We start from the raw sequence: 15,088 nt of genomic DNA, 5'->3' as shown, positions 1-15,088 counted from the left end.
AGCGAGGTGGCACGTAGCGAGGAAGGCGCCGGGCGACAGGGTCGCCAGCAGCGGGTCACAAGCACGAACCAGGGTGGGACTTGCTGCGGTCCGGCTCCCGCCGCTCAGGCGGCGGGAGCCGGACCGTTCGTACCGAACAGCTCAGAGCGGGCGGATGTTGGCCGCCTGCGGGCCCTTCTGGCCCTGGGTGATCTCGAACTCGACCCGCTGGTTCTCGTCCAGGCTCCGGTAGCCGGAGGACTGGATGGCGGAGAAGTGGGCGAACACGTCGGCACCGCCCTCATCCGGGGTGATGAAACCAAAACCCTTGTCCGCGTTGAACCACTTGACGGTGCCTACTGCCATGTAACTCTTCTCCTTGATGGAACGATCGGACCCGAGACTGCCTGCGGGCCGATGTGAGATCCGCGCTTACTACGCGGACCGGCGTCGCGGTGCTGATCGCCCCATCCGGAACAGAGTCCGGACACAACAAAGAGCGCCTGGGCCGAGACCCCACAGGCGCTCGCACTGTCACTGTGACCGGCCGGCCGGCGGGTAGCACCGGGGACGGCACGGGGAACCAATACTGCAACACCGCCAGGCTATCACGAATCCGACGTGCCACCCAGCAACGGCAGATCATTGATCAGCTTCGCCAGCCCGGCCCGGTCCAGCAGGTCAGCCGGCCGCACGGTGACACCGTCGCGCACGTAGTGGAACGCGGCCCGGACCTGCTCCACCGGCACCCCGGCCAGGTCCGCCCAGGCCAGCCGGTACGCGGCGAGCTGCACCGCCGCCGCGGCTTCGGCCACCCCGGTCGGTTGCCGCCCGGTCTTCCAGTCGACCACGTCGTACCGGCCGCCCGGACCGGCGAACACCGCGTCCATCCGGCCACGAACCACCACCCCGGAGATCACCGTGGCGAACGGCACCTCCACCTCGACCGGCACCCGGCCGGCCCACTCGCTGGCCAGGAACCGCTCCTGCAGCTCCAGCAGGGCGTCGTCGGGTGCCGCGTCGGCGTCGGCGGAACCGGGCAACTCGTCGACGTCCAACAGCCGGTCCGCGCCGAAGCGCTGCTCCAGCCAGGCGTGGAACGCCGTCCCCCGCCGGGCGTACGGATCCGGTCGACCGGGCAGCGGCCGGCGCAGCGTCCGGGCCAGCCCGAACCGGTCCCGACGCAAGGCCACCAACTGCGACACCGACAACTGGTCCGGCAGCGGCACGTCCACCGGCCCGACCCCGTGAGCCAGCTGGTCCCGCTCGGCGAGCAGGATCCGGGCCTCCGCCCACCACCCCGCCGACGGCTCATCGTCCGGCGGGTCGACCGGCCGGTCCATCGCCTGGCGGACCAGGTTCGCCGCCTCCGTCATCCGGGGCCGCTGCGCGCCCAGCGGATCGGCCGGCCACTCGGCCCGGACCGTCACCTCGTCGATCGGGTTCGCCGCGCCCGGCAGCGGCTCCGCCGCCCAGTGGTCCACCACCCCCGCGCCGGCCAGGCAGTCGTCGTGGATCTCCCTGAGGAACACCGACGGCCCACGGTGCCGTTTCACCCCGGCGCCCCACCAGTAGCCGGAACAGAGCAGCAGCCGGCGCGGCCGGGTGACGGCCACGTACGCCAGCCGCCGCTCCTCCCGCTCGTCGTGCTCGCGCCACCGCTTGCCGAACTCGGTCAGCTCCCGCTCCACCGCCTTCTGGTCCTCGGCGTCGTCGAGGACCAGCGCCGGCAGGCCATCCGCGTCGCCGCGCAACGGGAACGGCAGCACCCCGAGGCCGTACAGGTAGTGGTCCGAGCCGCGCACCGCCCCCGGCCAGACGTCGCGGGTCAGCCCGGCCACCGCCACCACGTCCCACTCCAGGCCCTTGGCGGCGTGCGCGGTGAGGATCTGCACCGCGCCGGACACCACGTCGATCTCGCCGGGGCTCAGCCCGCGTTCCTCGTCCTCGGCGGCGTCCAGGAATGCCAGGAACGCCGACAGGGTCGCGGTGTCCGACTCACCGGCGAACCGGGCGGCGACGTCGCCGAGCGCGTCCAGGTGCCCGCGGGCCAGCCCGGCGTCACCGCCGCCGGCCCCGCCGGCCCGCACCGCCACCTCCACGTCCAGGCCGGTGGTCCGCTCGACGTCGGCGATCAGGTCCGGCAACGACTGGTCCAGGCGTTGCCGCAGCAGGGCCAGCTCCCGGCCGTACCCGCGCAGCCGGGCGTAGCCCTCCGCCGAGTACAGCTGGGCCGGCCCCGGATCGGCCAACGCCTCGACCAGGCTGGCCTCGTCGAGCCGGTCGACGACGATCTCCGGCTCAGCCGCCCCGGCCCGGGGCAGCTCCCGCCGGGCGTCGGCGATCGCCCGGGCCCGCCGGTGCAGCGCCACCAGGTCCCGGGGACCGATCCGCCACCGGGCCCCGGTCAGCAGCCGCAGCAGCGCCGCGCCGTCGGTCGGATCGGCCAGCACGCGCAGCGTACTGACGACGTCGCGGACCTCCGGGGTGTCCAGCAGGCCGCCGAGACCGACCACCTCGACCGGCAGGCCGCGGGCCCGCAGCGCCGCCTCGACCGCCGGGATCTGGCTGCGCACCCGGACCAGCACCGCGCTGGTCGGCCGGGCGTCGACCGGGATCTCGTCACCGCGACCCGGCTCGACGCCGGCCGCCCCCCGCCAGGCCGCCAACATGCCGTCGGCGATCCACTCGGCCTCGTCGAGCACCGTGTCCAGCAGCGCGCAGTGCACCGTCGCGGCCGGCGCGCCCCGGGCCGTGCGGCCCGGAATCGGCGGAGCGACCTTCGCGGCGGCGGCCAGCGCCGCCACCCGGGCCCCGGCGGTCCGCAGCGGGCCGGACAGCTGGTTGGCGACGCTGAGGATCTCCGGCCGATTGCGCCAACTGGTGGTCAGCGTCAGCGACCGGGCCGGGGTGCCGTCGGCACGGGCGAACTCGCCGGGGAACCGGTCCAGGGTGCCGGCGCTCGCCCCGCGCCAGCCGTAGATCGACTGGCACGGGTCACCGACCGCGACCACCGGATGCCCGCCGCCGAACAGCGACCGCAGCATCACCACCTGGGCGTGGCTGGTGTCCTGGTACTCGTCGAGCAGCACCACCCGGTAGCGGTCCCGCTCCAACTCGCCCACCGCCGGATGGTCCCGGGCCACCTGCGCCGCCCGGGACATCTGGTCGGCGAAGTCCATCGCCTCGAAATCGGCCTTGCGCTGCTGGTACGCCCGGACCAGCGGCAGCAGCCGCAGCCGGATCTGCTGGATGGTCAGCGCCCGCCGCACGTCGGCGTACACCCGGCCGGGCCGGGACTGCACCTCGGCGAAGAACCGGCCGGTCCAGCCGGCCAACTGGTCCGGGGTGACCAGGTGCTCGGCCAGTTCCCCGGCGAGCGCCAGCACCGCGTCGGTGACCGTGCCCGGCGCCCGGTCCACCTCGGACATGTCACCGTCGTAGTTGCGGACCAGGAAGTCGACGATCTGCCAGCGGGACGCCTCGGTGAGCAGCCGGGCCGACGGCTCGTACCCGGCCCGCAGCCCGTGTTCGGTGACCACCCGGGCGGCGTACGAGTGGTAGGTCGCCACCATCGGCTCGCCGGCCAGCGGATCCTCCTCCTCCCGGCGACCCTGCCGGCCGAGCTGGCGGACCAGTTGTCCCAGCCGGGTCCGGATCCGGTGGGCCAGCTCACCGGCCGCCTTACGGGTGAAGGTGAGGCCGAGCACCTGCTCCGGGCGTACCTGGTCGTTGGCGACCAGCCAGACCACCCGGGCGGCCATCGTCTCGGTCTTGCCGGACCCGGCCCCGGCGACCACCAGCAGCGGCTCCACCGGGGCGGCGATGATCGCCGCCTGCTCCGGGGTCGGTGGCGGCAGTTTCAGCAGCCGGGACAGCTCCTGCGGGGTGTAGCGCGGCCCGGCGTCAGGGCGGCGGCGCGGCGGCGGAGCGGCGGCGAACAACGACTGCTGCGTCATCCGTGCTCCGCTGGTGGTTCGACGACCTGCCGGCCCTTGCCGGAGACCGGGCAGCTGGTCTTCACCGGGCAGACCCGGCAGCTGGAGTTGGCCACCGCCGAGAACGTCGACGCCGCCATCGTCTGGGCGGTACGGCGGACCATCGCCGTCGCCCAGCCGGCGTCGTCGGTGTCGGCCAGCGGCTCCTGCTGCTGCTCCTTCGCCTCCTTCACCGGGGTACCGAGCTGGACCAGCGCCGCGCCACCGGCGTCGTCGCCGTACTCGGCGAACGCCCCCGCCTCGACCGCCGCCTGGTAGGCACCGAGCTGCGGATGCTCGGCCAGCTCGGCGGCGGTGACCGAGGTCGACTTGCCGGTCTTGAGGTCGATCACCACCAACCGGCCGTCGGCGTCGATCTCCAACCGGTCCACCCGGCCGGTCAGCTCCACCGGCTGCCGCGGGTCGTCCAGCCGTACGGTGAACTCGTGCTCGATCGCGAGCAGCCGGCGCGGGTTGCTGGCCAGCCAGCGCAGCAGCTTGTCGACCATGCCTTCGGCGCGGGCCAGCTCCGGACCGGCCATCCAGCGGGCGGCCAGGTCGATCGCGTCGAACCGGGCCGCGACGTACTCCAGCAGTTTCGCCCGGTCGACGCTGGCGTCCTCAGCGAGCATCGCCGCCGCGTGCACCAGGTTGCCGACGCCGGCCGCCGCGCTCGGCTCGCCCCGGCCGCCGTGCCGCTCCAGCAGCCAGCGCAGGCTGCACCGCAGCGCGCTCTCCATGGTCGACGGGGTGACCCGGACCGACTCGCCCTCGTCGACCAGCGGCCGGTCGTCGGAGAGCGGCCGCAGCCCCCACCAGTCGTCCGGGTGGGCACCGGGCACCCCGGCGACCGCCAGCCGGCCGAGCACCGCCGCCGCCTCCTGCCGGCGCTGCGGCTGCGCCGTCTGGTCGGTGACCACGGTACGCAGCTCGGCGACCAGCGCCGGCAGGGTGAGCGACCGGGGCGGCCGGCCGACCGGCAGGGTCGGCAGCTCCTCGCCGTCGGCATCCACCGTCGACACGCCCAGCTCGTGCAGGAACCGGCTCGGCTGCTCCTCGTGGTCCAGCCCGCCGACCCCGGCGGAGGCGACCGCGGTGACCAGCAGCCGTCGGCGGGCTCGGGTCACCGCCACGTAGAACAACCGCCGCTCCTCGTCGAGCAGCGCCGACGTCTGCGCGACCAGCGACGCGGTGAGCCCGGCGCCGTCGGCCCGGCCGGTCAAGACATCGACCAGCCGTTCCGAACCGAGCAGGCTGCCGCGCAGCCGCAGGTCCGGCCAGACACCCTCCTGCACCCCGGCGACCGCCACCACGTCCCATTCGAGGCCTTTCGCGGCATGCGCGGTGAGCAGCCGGACCGCTTCGCCGCGGTCGCCGCTCGGCGCCAGGGTGTCGGCCGGCAACTGCTGGCCGAGCACATGGTCGAGGAAGACCTCGGTCCGGGCACCCGGCAGCCGATCGACGAACCGCGCGGCCGCGTCGAACAGCGCCATCACGGCGTCCAGGTCCCGGTCCGCCGCCGCGGCCCGCCACCGCGCCCCGGCGTCGGTCACCCCACCGACGGGTACGGTGCCGGCCGGCCCGCCCGGGGTCCGGCCGCGCAGGATCGCGCCGAACCACCGGTCGGCCAGACCGCTGGTCTGCCACACCGCCCAGAGCACATCCTCGGCGGTCGCACCCGGCCGGGCCGCGGTGTCCCGGGCGGTGGCCAGCAGCGCCGCGACCGCCTGCGCCGGTGCCGCCCAGCGGCGTTCGATCGCGGCCAGCTCCGCCGGATCGCGCAACGCGTCGACCAGCAACTCACCGGAGGGACGGCGGTCACCGGCGGCCAGCGCCAGAGCCCGCAGCCCTTGCCGCAGCCGCCGCTCGGCCAACGGATCCGCCCCGCCCAGCGGGGAGTGCAGCAGCGCGACCGCCGCCTCCTCGTCCAGCCGGTCCGGCTCCAACGCGCAGCGCAGCAGCAACAGCAACGGCGCCACCGCCGGCTGCCGGTGCAGCGGCAGGTCCTCCGCGTGCACCACGGTCGGTACGCCGGTGACGTGCAGCGCCCGCTGCAGCGGCGGCAGCTGCAGCGTGGTGGAGCGCACGATCACCGCCATCCGGGACCACGGCACCCCGTCGATCAGGTGCGCCACCCGCAGCGCGTGCGCCAGGTAGCCGGCCTCGCTGGTCGCCGAGCGGAACACCCGTACCGCTACCGGGTCGGCCCGGTCCGGCGTCGCGCCGTCGGCCGGCGGCGGGTCGGCCGGCGACCGACCGACCGGCCCGCCGGCCGGGGCCGGGCGCAGCTCGCGGTGGCCGGCCGGGCCACGCAGCCGCCGGGCCACCCGACCGGTCGCCACCAGCAGCTCCGGATCGGTGCGGTAGCAGACCGGCAGCAGGATCTGCCGGGCGGGCGCGCCCGAGGCAGTCCGGAACCGGTGCCTGAACGCCGGCACGATGCCCGGATCGGCGCCCCGGAACGCGTACGTCGAGGAGTCCGGGTCGGCGAACACGACCAGCGGCCGCCCGCCGCCGGCGAGCAGGCCGAGCAGCTCGACCTGCGCCGGGTCGGTGTCGGCCAGTTCGTCGACGTAGATGTAGGACAGCCGGCCCCGTTCGGCCTCAAGCAGCGGCGGATCGTCGGTGAGCAGCCCGGTGGCGGCCCGGACCAGCTCGGCGTGGTCGTAGCCGATCGAACCCCGGTTGCTGACGTCGCGCAGCGCGAGAACCGCGACGTACTGGCGCAGGAAGCGGGCCGCCGCCGGCCAGTCTGCCCGGCCCAGCCGTTCACCGAGCCGGGCCAGCTCAACCGGCCCGACACCACGTTCGGTGGCCCGCTGCAGCAGGTCGCGCAGCTGAGTGGCGAACGCCCTGGTGGGCAGGGCGGCGCGCAACTCCGGCGGCCAGCCGACCGGGTCACCGATCTGGTCACCGATCTGATTGCCGGCCGGGCCGGTGGTGGCGGCGGTCGGGCCGTCCAGTCCGGTGGCCCCTGGCTGCGGGCCGGCCACGTCCAGCAGTTCGCGGATGATCAGATCCTGCTCGGGGCCGGTGAGCAGCCGCGGCGACGGCTCACCCCGTTCGGCGGCGGCACGGCGCAACAGGCCGAACGCGTAGCCGGGAAACGTTCGTACCAGGGGTTCGTGCAACACCCGCCGGGAGCCGGCGGCGATCGCCGCCTCGATCCGTCGGCGCAGTGCGACGGCGGCCCGCCGGTTGAAGGTGAGCACCAGGATCCGCTCCGGGTCGGTCCCCTCGGCGACCCGGGTGGCGACCGCGTCGACCAGGGTGCTGGTCTTGCCGGTACCCGGACCGCCGACGACCAGCAGCGGTCCGTCGGTGTGCGTGACCACTGCCTGCTGCGCGGAGTCGTCGAAGCGCGCCGGCTCGGCCTGCGCCGGCCGGCGGACCAGCCGGTACGCCTGCACGCCGCTCATCTCACCACGACGATGGGACAGCTGTCGGCAGCCGGGTGGCCGGCACGCCGGGTCGCGGGCACGCCGGACTGCAGGGATCCGGTCAATCGAGCCGGGCCTCGATCTCGTCCAGCGCCGCCGGCACTGAATCGACGACAATCAGCATCTCCCGGGCCGACCACCCGACGAACGCCGTCTCCGCCAGCGCCGTCAGCCAGTCCAGCAGCCCTTGGTAGAAGCCGTCGGTGTCGACGAGGACCACCGGTTTGCGGTGCAGCCCGAGCACCGCCGTGGTCCACACCTCGAACAGTTCGTCCAAAGTGCCGAGGCCGCCGGGCAGGGTGACGAACGCATCCGACTTTTCGATCATCAGCGTCTTACGGCTGGCCATCCCGTCGGTGACGACGAGTTCGTCGGAGCGGGTGTCGGCCACTTCCAGGTCGACCAGCGACTGCGGGATCACCCCGAGGGTCCAGCCGCCGCCGGCCCGGGTGCCGTCCGCGAGCGCACCCATCATGCCGACGCAGCCGCCGCCGGAGACCAGGGTGTGCCCACGCCGGGCCAGCTCCCGTCCGGTCTCGGCGGCCAGGTCGAGCCACCGCTGCTCAAGGGTGCGCGACGAGGCGCAGAAGACTCCGATCGCGGCCATCCGTGCTGCTCCTCTCACTCCGCCGGCCGGTGGTCCCCGGCCGGTGCCCGTTCGTCGGCCTGCCGCTCGGCCGCGATCTGGGCGTGCGCCGTCTGGCGCAGCGCCTCCTGCTCTGCGGCGAGGGCGGCGTCCGCGTCGACGATGTGCCGTACCGCCTCGGCGACGTCGTCGGTCAGGCAGAGCAGGTCGAGATCGGCATCGCCGATCCGCCCCTGCGCCTGCATCGTGTCACGCAGCCAGTCGACCAGTCCGGACCAGTACCCGGTGCCCATCAGCACCACCGGGAACCTGGTCACCTTGCCGGTCTGCACCAGGGTGAGCGCCTCGAACAACTCGTCCATGGTGCCGAACCCGCCGGGCAGCACCACGAACGCCTGGGCGTACTTGACGAACATGGTCTTGCGGGCGAAGAAGTAACGGAAGTTGATGCCGACCTCCACCCATTCGTTGATGCCCTGCTCGAACGGCAATTCGATGCCGAGCCCCACCGACACGCCGCCGGCCTCGGTGGCACCCCGGTTGGCCGCCTCCATCACACCGGGACCGCCGCCGGTGATCACGGCGTAGCCGGCACCGGCGAGCGCACGGCCCAGTTCTTCGGCGAGCCGGCATTCAGGGCTGCCCGACGCGCTGCGGGCTGAACCGAAAACACTGACCGCCGGCGGCAGATCAGCGAGAGTGTCGAACCCTTCGACGAACTCCGACAGGATTCGCAGCGCCCGCCAGGAATCCTTGGTCTTCCATTCGCCACGGGCCCGTGAATCGAGCAGACCCTGATCGGCGGTGCTGCGGCGGACCGCTTCCCGGCGCAGGGTCACCGCGCCCCGGTGCCGCTCCGACCCCGGTTCGTCGGGTGTCGGGCCAACCCGGTCCGGTCCCGGTCGGGATTGGTCGTCTGGCGCGCGATGGTTGTTCGACTGGTCCATCTGGACAACCGTAGTGGGCGGCGTGCCGTGCTTGACGCGGCCGCCCGCGCGTGTCCAGTGCGGACGCCGAACCGCCCCGCTGCGACGCTAACCCGGCCCACGATGAGAAAGGTGATGTCAATCTTGCGTCAAGTGCAACCAAATCGGCTGCGGCTACGTCTCCATCAACAGATACTGGGTGCGCCGGACGGTGGGGAGGACGCCGTCACGGCACCTTCGGGGGGAGGAGTAGTCATGATGACACGTAGCGAACTCATCCGGGTCCGGCGGCAGATGCACCGCCGGATCCGTGTCGTGGTGGCCGAGCGCCGGGTTGCCGGCGGGCGAGCGCTTCCGGCTGAGCCGGTGGACGACACCGTCGAGCAGGAGCCGGCACTGCTGCGGTGACCCCGGTTCACTCCGGCGTCAGCCAACGCCGGAGTGTCTCGGCACCTTGCTGAATCTTGTCGATCTCCACGCGCTCGTCACGGGCGTGCGCCAGGTTGGGGTCGCCGGGGCCGAAGTTGAGCGCCGGGATGCCCAGCGCGGCGAACCGGGCGACGTCGGTCCAGCCCAGCTTCGCGACCGGCGGCTCGCCGACCGCGGCGAGGAACTCCCGCGCCGGAGCCGACGTCAGTCCGGGCAGCGCCCCATCGGCGCAGTCGACCACCTCGACATCGAACCCGGCGAGGACCTCGCGGACGTGCTGCTCCGCCTGCCGCCCGTCGCGGTCCGGCGCGAACCGGAAGTTGACCTCGACGTCGCACCGGTCCGGGATCACGTTGCCGGCCACCCCGCCGCTGATCCGGACCGCGTTCAGCCCTTCCCGGTACTCACATCCGTCGATGACGACGGTCCGCGCCGAATAGTTGCCCAGCCGGCGCAGCACCTCACCGGCGGCGTGGATGGCGTTCACCCCGCGCCAGGACCGGGCCGAGTGGGCCCGGCGGCCGGTGGTGCCGACCACCGCCCGCAGGGTGCCCTGGCAACCGGCCTCGACAACGCCGTGGGTCGGCTCGTGCAGCACCGCGAAGTCGGCTGACAGCCACTGCGGGTGGGCCTCGGCCACCAGACGCAGCCCGTTGAACCGTGAGTCGATCTCCTCCGCCTCGTAGAACAGATAGGTGACGTCGTACCTCGGCTCGGCGACGGTAGCCGCCAGATGCAACGCGTGCGCCACCCCGGACTTCATGTCCGAGGTGCCGCAACCGTAGATCAGGCCATCGGCCTCCCTGGACGGGAAGTTGTCCGCCAGCGGCACCGTGTCCAGATGCCCGGCGAGCACCACCCGCCGGGAACGCCCCAGCTCGGTCCGGGCCATCACGGTGTTGCCGTACCGCCCGGTAGTCAGCCAGGGCACGACGGACAGTGCCTGCTCCACGCAGTCGGCGATCCGCTGCTCGTTGCGCGACACCGACTCGATGTCGACCAAGGCGCGGGTCAGGGTCACCGGATCGGCCAGGACCTCGGGGGTCAGCGGGTTCACCATGGCTGGCACGGTACCGTCTCGGCAGGGTCGACTCGTCCGCTGATCACCCGGATCGCCCGGACGTCGGCCCACTGGTGACACGTACTCCGATCGGAAGGCGACAATTCGGTGACGGTTTCGACGCAGCCCGCCTGGGGCATCGGCCTGGCCACCTGCACCGAGCAGGGCCAGGTGCTGGACACCTGGTATCCGGTCGGCCAGCTAGGGCTCGGCGAGCGTCCGCCGGCCGCGAAGGGCACCACACCGGCCGGACTGCCCGCCGGGGTGGTCGGCCCCCGGGCACTGCCCGGACTACGTACCGAGATCGTGGTCGTCGAGATCGGTTCACTGGCCGACCCGATCGCCGACGCCGCCGACGCGTACCTGCGGCTGCATCTGCTGTCCCACCGGCTGGTCCGGCCGAACGAGCTCAACCTGGACGGCATCTTCGGCCGGCTGGCCAACGTCGCCTGGACCTCCGGCGGACCGTGCCCGCCGGACCGGGTCGACGAGCTGCGGCTGATCGAGCGGGCCGCCGGGCGGCACCTGGCGGTGTACGGGGTGGACAAGTTCCCCCGGATGACCGACTACGTGGTGCCGTCCGGGGTGCGGATCGCCGACGCCGACCGGGTACGGCTCGGCGCCCACCTGGCGTCCGGGACGACCGTGATGCACGAAGGCTTCTGCAACTTCAACGCCGGCACCCTCGGCACCTCGATGGTCGAGGGGCGGATCGTCGCCGGCGTGGTGGTCGGTGACGGCTCCGACGTCGGGGCCGGCGCGTCGATCATGGGCACCCTCTCCGGTGGCGGCACCGAGAAGGTCCGCATCGGCGAGCGCAGCCTGCTCGGCGCGAACGCCGGCATCGGCATCTCGCTGGGCGACGACTGCGTGGTCGAGGCCGGCTGCTACATCACCGCCGGCTCCAAGGTGACCCTGCCGGGCGGCCGGGTGGTCAAGGCCCGCGAGTTGTCTGGGGTCGACGGGCTGCTGTTCTGGCGCAACTCAGTCACCGGGGCGCTGGAGGCCCGGCCGCGTACCGGTGCCGGCATCCAGCTCAACGAGGCACTGCACGCCAACAGCTGATCGCGGACCGGCCGGTGCGGTGAGTCGGTGGCGGCTCCGCCGAGGTCGGCCGGTGCCCCACCCGCCGCTACGGGGCGGGCAGGGCACCGGCCGGCGCGGGTCAGCGCCGCGCGATCCGGTACGCCTGGATGATTGTCTGCCGTGCCGTGTTGCCGGCCCGGTCGGTGACCGACGCCCGCAGCGACACGTAACCGTCCCGGTCCGGATGGTGGACCGTGGCGGTCCAGCCGGCCTTTGCGGACCGTACGTCGGCCGGCAGCCAGGTCTGTCCGCCGTCGTAGGACACCTCGACCGTCGGCCGACGGATCCCGATCCCGACCACACCCGGCTGGTGGGCGACGGTGAACGGGATCTCCATCGCCCGCCCGGCGACGGCGGTGTTGCCGGCGTCCACCGACGGGGTGAACCGCACCGCCATCACCGGCAGCGCCGCCACCTGGTCACGGGTCACCGGACCGGACGGGAAGGTCCACGCCCCGCTGACCGACGTGGAGAAGTCCCCGACGTCGTGCGTCGCCGACACCTCCAGCCGGTAGTCGGCCTGAGCCCGTGGCACCGGGAACCGGCCGTAGCCCGGCTCCGGGCTATCCCCGATCAGCTTTCCGCTGCGGTACAGCGCGGTCCGCGCGGTCTCCGTCACCACCCCGCCGAGGTGGCCCTGCGCGTCGCCGAACATCGGCACCTGGACGTCGACGACGTTGCCCCGCCGGCTGACCCAGGCACCGTCGCCCGGGACGGCCGGGAACACCGGCCCGTACGGTGCCAGGTTCCAGGTGTCCAGGATGCGTTTGCCGGGCTGGTGGCGGCTCGGTGGTGAGACCAGCACGGCGGTGTTCTCCGGCCAGAGCTGACCGTCCACCGCCCGGCCGAACTCCAGGGAACTCTCCCAGGTCGACGTGCTCGACACGCTGTAGTGCTCCACCCGCACGCTGGGCAGCTCGACCGGGGTCACCAGCGCCCATCCCCCGATGTCCTGCTCGCCGTGGCCGGGGAAGACCAACCGGTCGGTGCGGTCGCCGTGGCTGACCCCGCGGAACCGGTGCCGGACGGTGGCCAGCTCCCGGGGGCGGTAGTGCCGGGTGAAGCCGGTGGGCAGCCGGTCGGCGAAGAGCTCAGTCAACCCGTAGAAGTACGGGCTGGCGGTGAACCCGTCCGCGCCGTCCGGTCGCAGCCACTGGCTGGCGATGCTGGCGCTGAACTCGCCCGTGCCCGACGGACCGCCCTCGTGGGCGGCGGAGAGCCCGTCGAAGGTGTCGGCCAGCACCCCGATCCCGGCACCCATCTGCGGGGTGCGGTAGTAGAGGCTGACGTCGACCAGCGCCGGACGGGCGGTCGGCTCGGGCACGGTCATCCGGACCGGTCGGGCGGTACGGGCGTCGAACAGTACGGTGCGGTCAGCGTCCAGCCGCAGGTTCGACCGGACCAGAACGGCGAGCTCGTACTTCTGTTCGCCGGTCTGGCGTTGGATGACGCTGGACAGCCCGTACCGGCCGGCGGGCAGCCGGGTGGTGACCCGCCCGGAGCCGTCCGAGGTCCACGGCATCGCGTCCGCCATCTGGTCCAGGCCGACCGCGACGGTCCAGTAGTCGTCGGTCGCCACGCCGGCCTGGTTGACGTGGACGAAGGTCAGGTCGTAGCTTTCCACTTCCCGGTGGACGCCGAACGGGGTGACGACGCGCTGACCGGCACCGGTGGCAATCAGATGGCCGGAGTAGTAGCCGTTCTGGCCACCGACGCTGGTGTCCGCGGTCAGCGTCACTGCTTCGGTGCCGCCGGCCGGTACGGTCAGCGTGGTGGTGCCGGCCCGGAACATTCCCGCCGGTGCGCTGCGGCCGGTCGGACCGACGGCTTCGACGGTGAGGGTCAGGGTCTGCGGCTTGCTGCCGGTGTTGCGGTAGGTGACCTTCTCGACGATCGCCGGGTCGTCGTGGTGCGGCCAGTCGGCGCGGCCGAACGACACGCTGGCAGGTCGGCTGATCAGCTCCTGGGTGACGGCGCGAACGACGTCCACCCGGCCGGCACCCTGCGGGTAGGCGCCGGTGCCGGACCGCGGTGTGGCCGACGCCATCAGGCCGGCCTTCAACCGCACGGCGGTCCAGTTCGGCCGGCGCTGGGCGAGCAGCGCGGCGGCTCCGGCCACGTGCGGCGCGGCCATCGAGGTGCCGGAGGCGGCGACGTAGTGCTCGTCGACCGGATCGGCGAGGGTGGTGCCGGCGGCGCGGGCCGCGACGATCCCGACGCCCGGGGCGGTGATGTCCGGTTTGACCGCGTCGTCACCGGTGCGCGGGCCACGGCTGGAGAAGTCGGCGAGCGTGTCGTCGCGGTCCACCGCGCCCACGGTCAGCGCCGCGTCGGCGCTGCCCGGCGAGCCGACGGTGCGGTCCGCGCCGGAGTTGCCGGCTGAGATCACGAAGAGCGCGCCGGTCTGCGCGGTGAGCGTGTCGACCGCCTTCTCCAGCGGATCGGTCTGCGGGGTGTCCGGGCCACCGAGGCTGAGGTTGACGACGGTGGCCCGCTGGTCGGTCGCGGCCCACTGCATGCCGGCCAGGATCGCCGACTCGGTGCACCAGGACGACTCGCACACCTTGCCGGAAACCAGGGTGGCGTCGGGGGCCACTCCCTGGTTCGCCCCGCCGGAGGCGGCACCGCTGCCGGCGATGATCGAGGCGACGTGGGTGCCGTGCCCGACCCGGTCGGCCGGGTCCGGGTCGTCGGTGAAGTTCTCCGACCGGGCCACCTTGCCGGTCAGGTCGGGGTGGTCGGCGTCGACTCCGCTGTCCAGTACGGCGACGGTCACCCCGGCCCCGGTGAATCCGGCGTCGTGGGCGGCCGGCGCACCGATCTGCCCGACGCTGCGGTCGAGCAGCAGTCGCCGTCGGCCGTCCAGCCAGACCCGGGCCAGGCCGGAGGCGGTGGCCAGGGCCCCGGCGCGGCCGGTGGCCTCGCCGGGCGGGGCCGGGTCGGTGCCGGTGACCGCCGCCCAGAAGTCGGTTGCCGCGTGCTTGTCGGCGGTCAGCGCGGCACCGCCGATCGCCGGCAGGTCCCGTGTGATCCGCGCGCCGGCAAGGCCGCCGGCGGCCCGGCGGGCGGCGTCGGCCGGGGCGGCGTACTCGACGAGCAGCGGTAGCCGAGCGGTGGCGGCGTCGTGGTAGCCGGACGAGATCAAATCGGTGACGTTGAACAGTCGCCGGTCCAGCACGCCGGTGCGGATCAGCGGCTGCGCGTCGGCCGGTACGACATACCGGCCGTCGGAGCTCTGGTAGGTGTGGAACCGCAGGTGGTTGCGGTCCGGGGCGGGTTGGACGGCGGTGCCGGCGCGGGTGACGACGACCCGGTCACCGGTGATCAGGGTGACCGCGGTCGCCGGGTCGGCACGGACCCGACTGACCGGGTCGTCGGGGTTCGGTGCCGGTTGGGCGGCGGCCGGTCCGGGCCGTCCGACACCGATCAGCGTCGCGGTCAGTACGGCGATGAGCGTGGCGGCGTGGAGTCTCCTGGATGGATTGGACATCGTGAACCTCCCCGGTAGACGCCGCAGCGGGCGTCAGGGTCGTGATTCCGAAGCCTCAGGATTACATACCCGGTATGCACTCACTCGACCCGAAACTCGGGGCAATATGGACAGG

Annotated in this window: 9 protein-coding genes; 2 read left to right on the top strand and 7 right to left on the bottom strand. The window is 73.4% G+C overall.

What is annotated here, in order from left to right; all coding sequences use genetic code 11:
• Positions 1-141: 141 nt before the first annotated feature.
• The 5 genes from O7553_RS03150 to O7553_RS03130 all read right to left on the bottom strand — a co-directional run bounded on the left by O7553_RS03150 (position 142) and on the right by O7553_RS03130 (position 8,929).
• Positions 142-345: a cold-shock protein gene (locus tag O7553_RS03150; RefSeq protein WP_123605346.1), complete on the bottom strand. Its 204-nt coding sequence runs from the start codon at positions 343-345 to the stop codon at positions 142-144.
• Between the two features lie 242 nt (positions 346-587).
• Positions 588-3,938: a UvrD-helicase domain-containing protein gene (locus O7553_RS03145; RefSeq protein ID WP_281553384.1), complete on the bottom strand. Its 3,351-nt coding sequence runs from the start codon at positions 3,936-3,938 to the stop codon at positions 588-590.
• Positions 3,935-7,366 (bottom strand): ATP-dependent DNA helicase, encoded by a 3,432-nt coding sequence (locus O7553_RS03140; protein ID WP_281555444.1) that lies wholly within the window; start codon positions 7,364-7,366, stop codon positions 3,935-3,937. The genes O7553_RS03145 and O7553_RS03140 overlap by 4 nt, the downstream gene beginning before the upstream one ends.
• Before the next feature lie 91 nt (positions 7,367-7,457).
• Complete coding sequence (locus O7553_RS03135) at positions 7,458-8,003, bottom strand: TIGR00730 family Rossman fold protein (protein ID WP_281553383.1); 546 nt, start codon at positions 8,001-8,003, stop codon at positions 7,458-7,460.
• A gap of 14 nt (positions 8,004-8,017) precedes the next feature.
• Positions 8,018-8,929: a TIGR00730 family Rossman fold protein gene (locus O7553_RS03130; protein WP_281553382.1), complete on the bottom strand. Its 912-nt coding sequence runs from the start codon at positions 8,927-8,929 to the stop codon at positions 8,018-8,020.
• A 234-nt stretch (positions 8,930-9,163) separates the two neighbouring features.
• Between O7553_RS03130 and O7553_RS03125 the strand changes: the two genes are divergently transcribed.
• Positions 9,164-9,316: a hypothetical protein gene (locus O7553_RS03125; RefSeq protein ID WP_281553381.1), complete on the top strand. Its 153-nt coding sequence runs from the start codon at positions 9,164-9,166 to the stop codon at positions 9,314-9,316.
• 7 nt (positions 9,317-9,323) lie between these two features.
• Here O7553_RS03125 and dapE read toward each other — a convergent pair whose 3' ends face one another.
• Complete coding sequence (gene dapE, locus O7553_RS03120) at positions 9,324-10,397, bottom strand: succinyl-diaminopimelate desuccinylase (protein ID WP_281553380.1); 1,074 nt, start codon at positions 10,395-10,397, stop codon at positions 9,324-9,326.
• Positions 10,398-10,505: 108 nt separating this feature from the next.
• Between dapE and dapD the strand changes: the two genes are divergently transcribed.
• Positions 10,506-11,462 carry a 2,3,4,5-tetrahydropyridine-2,6-dicarboxylate N-succinyltransferase gene (gene dapD / locus O7553_RS03115; protein ID WP_281553379.1) on the top strand — a complete coding sequence of 319 codons (957 nt, stop codon included), beginning with the start codon at positions 10,506-10,508 and terminating at the stop codon, positions 11,460-11,462.
• Positions 11,463-11,562: 100 nt separating this feature from the next.
• Here the strand turns inward: dapD and O7553_RS03110 are convergent, their stop codons facing one another.
• Positions 11,563-14,973, bottom strand: a complete 3,411-nt coding sequence (locus tag O7553_RS03110; protein ID WP_281553378.1) for a S8 family serine peptidase — start codon at positions 14,971-14,973, stop codon at positions 11,563-11,565.
• Positions 14,974-15,088: the final 115 nt, after the last annotated feature.

The sequence above is a fragment of the Solwaraspora sp. WMMA2059 genome (genome assembly GCF_027497315.1).
In the GTDB taxonomy this organism is placed as follows: domain Bacteria; phylum Actinomycetota; class Actinomycetes; order Mycobacteriales; family Micromonosporaceae; genus Micromonospora_E.
Note: the sequence above shows the minus strand (reverse complement) of the source record. Positions and strands in the feature narration are given on the sequence as shown.

Excerpts from the sequence above, each read along its gene's own strand:
- O7553_RS03130 (WP_281553382.1), bottom strand. The coding sequence starts at position 8,929 with ATGGACCAGTCGAACAACCATCGCGCGCCAGACGACCAATCCCGACCG.
- O7553_RS03145 (WP_281553384.1), bottom strand. The coding sequence starts at position 3,938 with ATGACGCAGCAGTCGTTGTTCGCCGCCGCTCCGCCGCCGCGCCGCCGC.
- O7553_RS03150 (WP_123605346.1), bottom strand. The coding sequence starts at position 345 with ATGGCAGTAGGCACCGTCAAGTGGTTCAACGCGGACAAGGGTTTTGGT.
- dapE (WP_281553380.1), bottom strand. The coding sequence starts at position 10,397 with ATGGTGAACCCGCTGACCCCCGAGGTCCTGGCCGATCCGGTGACCCTG.
- O7553_RS03125 (WP_281553381.1), top strand. The coding sequence starts at position 9,164 with ATGATGACACGTAGCGAACTCATCCGGGTCCGGCGGCAGATGCACCGC.
- O7553_RS03135 (WP_281553383.1), bottom strand. The coding sequence starts at position 8,003 with ATGGCCGCGATCGGAGTCTTCTGCGCCTCGTCGCGCACCCTTGAGCAG.
- O7553_RS03110 (WP_281553378.1), bottom strand. The coding sequence starts at position 14,973 with ATGTCCAATCCATCCAGGAGACTCCACGCCGCCACGCTCATCGCCGTA.